Genomic DNA, 2,904 nt, shown 5'->3' on the forward strand with positions numbered 1-2,904 from the left:
GATCGCGCGCTTCAACGCCTACCTCGTGCAGGTGCGCGGCAAGGCCAGCCCCGGCAAGGACACCACCCAAACCTTGATTCAGTGCCACTACCGGCTCTTTGTGCACTGGCGGCGCTTTCGCCTGGGCCAGCAAGCGCAGCTGCCCGAGGTTCAAAAAAGCACCCCGCAAGACCGGGCCGACCTTGTGTGCGCCGACGAAGAACTACAGGAAGAATGGACGCGGCTGCAACAGGCGGACACTTGGGTCCGCACGCGCAACAGCGCATGGCTCAAGGATGGTTACCTCGGGATGTTGCTGGAACTGGGGATCCTGCACCTCGACCTCTTCGTCCGGACGACCAGCCAGTTGCTGGGTTCCACGGCCGGCTACACCGTGCGGCTTGTTGGCTTCGACGACCTGCCGGGCGGGCCGGTGGCAAGCATCAACCCCTCGATAAGCGGCCTACAGGCCGTGCTGCTGTACGACACCCTCAAGCGCGCAGCGGAGGCCAAGTGGACGCAATGGAAGGCGATCGAGAACGACTGGAACGATAAGTCGCATCCCCATGCCGCGGTGTGTGCGTTGTTCGAGCAGGATATGCACGACTCGCGCGCGTGGTTCAAGCCGCTGGGCGACGATGACGATGTGTGGGTTCTCAAGCAGCGTGAGCAAATGAGTGAACTGCTGGAACGGGAGCGACAGGACGCCTTGATACCCCTACGGCAGGTCGGGCCGGCCGGTGCGGTGGTCGCGGCGATGCCGCCGCTGAGTTCCAAAGACCGCGAGACCCTGGCCGCTTACCGCCGCCGCCACGGCGGCAACACGCCGCCCCCGGACAAGGTGCCCGACGACGCCTGGCCCACGCAGAACAAAGGCCGTGAGCTCTATGAGCTATGGGGCTACCTGCGCTGGCGCACGGTCTATCAAGACCACCTGCCGGACTATCGCGCCCGGTATCCCCAACACGCCCGGGCTGACCGCAGCGCGTTGCTGACCAGCAAGCGCAAGCTGGAACGCGAGGCGGAACAACTGGATGAGGCCATCAAGAAGCTCGATAAGGAGATGCAAAAGGCGACCCGCATAGGCCCGAGCGGCCCGTTTGGCGGTGGCGGCGGCTCGTATCCGACAGCGGATCAAGCCAACCGACGAAACGGTCTCTACGCACGACAGCAGGAAGTCGAAGCCGAGCTGACGGCGATTCACGACTTCCTGAGCGAACTGGGCCCGAAGAGCTGGTGGGAGCAGGCGTTGGATGCGGTGATGCCCGGTTGATCCTTCGAAGGGGGATGCCGTCATCGCGACGGCGATCATGAACGGGAGCAGGTCCGCTTTCTGACGCGGTAGCCGATCGGGAGGTGAACCTGGCCCTGTTCTCTTTTGGGCGATCAATTGACTTGATGATCGTAGCGGAAAACTCATCCGACGCGCGTTCCACGTCGACGGTGTAGCCAGCATTGCAGGTAGGTCCTGCATTGATCTGGACTACTTCCAAATGACTCCAAGGCACTTGCGGAATGCGGCGACGGCTTCGCCACGGAGGTCCCCGCCATTTCCAGCCCTTCGCGCAGGGTGCGCGCGAGACTCTGGGTGAGCAGGTCACCGTGCAGATCGCCAAGCGCAGTGAGTTGCATATCTTCAAGGTGATGCCCAAGCGTTGGATTGTGGAGCGCAGCTTCGCCTGGTTGGACAAGAATAGAAGGCTATGGAAGAACTGCGAGCGCTGATTCAATACCAGCTTGCAGTTCATTCACTTGGCATTCCTGGTGCTTCTACTAAAAGACTTTGAACACGTTCTTAGGAGTCAGGTGTTTCTGCAATATATCCGCACGGTTAGCAGATGTAACGCCGGCATGCCCCCCCCCGGTCAGCGGGCCGGACGCGGCGGCGGCGGCGCATCCGCGCCCGGTGCCGCCCGAGGCTGCGTTTCCTTTTTGTGGTGGAGGTGGTGGTGCTTGTGCTTATGCTTCTTGTGCCGGGCTGGCTGCGGCGGCAGCGGCGTCTGCGTGGCGCGCTCGCCTTGCGGCGCTTGCGGCTGCGGCGGCGGCAATTGCGCGTGGGCGATTCCGCCAACGGCAAGGGCGGCGGCCAGTGCGGCCACGTTCAGGCTCAGCATGCGTACCTTCATCGCGCTTCCTTGTGTGTAATATTCGGTCACCATTATCGGCAAAGCGATATCGGCAAAACTGTGGCAGCCGTAGTGTAGGACAAAGACAGCTTCGTGCAACGGCCTCGCCAAGTCAGTCGCTGCCCCGGTCGCGCACCGCTGGCGCCAGCCTGCCGGTGGCAGGCGCATTCGCTGCCCGGTCCTCATGCTGCCGCCCCAGCCACCATCCCAGCCAGGTCCAGGCCAGAGCCAGCGCTGCCCCGGCCAGGGCAACCACGGCGGGATGCCCGGAGAACGCATCGATGGCAGTCTTGATCCAGGCGCTGACGGCGTCGCCGGCGCGATAGACCGCAGTGTCGATCACGTTCTTCGCCTTGTATTTGGTTTCCGCATCCACCACCGTGAACAGCATTTCGCGCCCAGGACGCAGCAAGGCGTATTCGCCTACCCGGCGCAGGATCATCACGCCGGCCAGCACGCCGAAGGCGGGCCACAGCGCCAGCACCAGGAAGCCCCCAGCCACCATCAGCGGTACTACGCCGAGCAGGGAGGTCACGCCGTAGCGCCGGGCGATGCGGCCGGAGAAAAACACCTGCACGAGGATGGTCAGCGCTTGCACGATGGCATCGATGGCGCTGAACACCTGGGTTTGCTGGGTGCGGTGGGGAAAGGTCTGCGCCACCAGCCGGGCCTGCTCGAAGTAGAGGAAGGTGCTGGCGGTAGCCAGCAGGATCACGAACAGGCTGATGCCCAGCAGATAGCGCGAGCGTGCCACCAGCGTCAGGCCCGCCCACAGTCCGCCGCCGATGGGGCGGGCCGG

The 2,904-nt window shown here is 63.8% G+C and carries 1 protein-coding gene and 3 pseudogenes; 2 read left to right on the top strand and 2 right to left on the bottom strand.

All coding sequences use genetic code 11. From position 1 onward, the window contains the following. A pseudogene (locus P3W85_RS23755) lies at positions 1-1,252 on the top strand (hypothetical protein); the annotation flags it as partial. A gap of 284 nt (positions 1,253-1,536) precedes the next feature. Then, positions 1,537-1,701: pseudogene (locus tag P3W85_RS23760) on the top strand (IS5/IS1182 family transposase); the annotation flags it as partial. A gap of 143 nt (positions 1,702-1,844) precedes the next feature. Here the strand turns inward: P3W85_RS23760 and P3W85_RS23765 are convergent. After that, entirely contained in the window at positions 1,845-2,105 is a 261-nt protein-coding gene (locus tag P3W85_RS23765; RefSeq protein WP_276266580.1) for a hypothetical protein, read from the bottom strand. Positions 2,106-2,217: 112 nt separating this feature from the next. Continuing rightward, positions 2,218-2,904: pseudogene (locus P3W85_RS23770) on the bottom strand (MFS transporter); the annotation flags it as partial.

The organism is Cupriavidus basilensis, from assembly GCF_029335485.1.
In the GTDB taxonomy this organism is placed as follows: Bacteria; Pseudomonadota; Gammaproteobacteria; order Burkholderiales; family Burkholderiaceae; genus Cupriavidus; species Cupriavidus basilensis_E.